Genomic DNA, 760 nt, shown 5'->3' with positions numbered 1-760 from the left:
TGCCCGGGGCTGGGAGGACACCGAACACTTCGCCGACTGCCCGGCCGTCGGCGGCTTCGAGAAGATCTACGCCCATTTCCCGCGCGACCTGCAGAAACCCGCCGCGCTGGTGGTCCTGCCGTCGATGCCGCCCGTCCTCGCCCGCAACCTCGGCCTCTTCGCCCGCCATGGCCTGGGTCGAGGGCCTGTCCATGACCCGGCCTCACCTTGGCTCTCGTCCTCGTTCCGGCTGTACACGACGCCCGTACGGCGAACTGGTCGCCGCCGCACTGCACGACACAGCGCGCTGTCGGCGGCCGTGGGATCGACGCCTCCGCTCACGCCGTTTCCGTTACGCAGTCCGGCTGTCCCTGGCGCGGGCCCGAAGGCGCCGGACTGGCCCGGGGGAGCGACATCCTCATTGAGGGCTTCAAGGGCGGCTGGTTCTGGGGTGTGTGGTGGTGTGGGCCTCCCGGCTCCCCGGCTCCCGGCGGGGTCTTCCTCTTGTGGTGTTGTGGTGTCAGTTGTGTTAGTGGTTTCGGGGGTGTGGTGGTCCGGCGAGTATGACGGTTTCGGTTGCTTCGTAGTGTGTGCGGTCGTGTGTTGTTGTTTTGTGTGTGAGGAGGGTTCCGGCTATGCCGGTGAGGAAGCCTGCGGGTACGGATATGAGGGCGGTGGTGGTGAAGGGGAACCAGTTGAAGTGGGCTTCGGGGAATGCGGATTGGGGGGTGCCGGAGACGAGGTTGGTGCCGGTCATGAGTATGAGCACGGTGATGGTTCC

The 760-nt window shown here is 66.6% G+C and carries 1 protein-coding gene and 1 pseudogene; both read right to left on the bottom strand.

Annotated elements, in window-relative coordinates; translation table 11 throughout:
• Positions 1-193 (bottom strand): hypothetical protein (locus ACFWI9_RS34030; RefSeq protein ID WP_387169106.1); only part of this gene is annotated, 193 nt, incomplete at its 3' end.
• A 315-nt stretch (positions 194-508) separates the two neighbouring features.
• Positions 509-760 (bottom strand): annotated as a pseudogene (locus ACFWI9_RS34025) (cation acetate symporter); the annotation flags it as partial.

Source organism: Streptomyces sp. NPDC127084, assembly GCF_042724175.1.
In the GTDB taxonomy this organism is placed as follows: Bacteria; Actinomycetota; Actinomycetes; order Streptomycetales; family Streptomycetaceae; genus Streptomyces.
The sequence above is the reverse complement of the archived record's forward strand: the minus strand, read 5'-3'. Positions and strand labels throughout refer to the sequence as shown.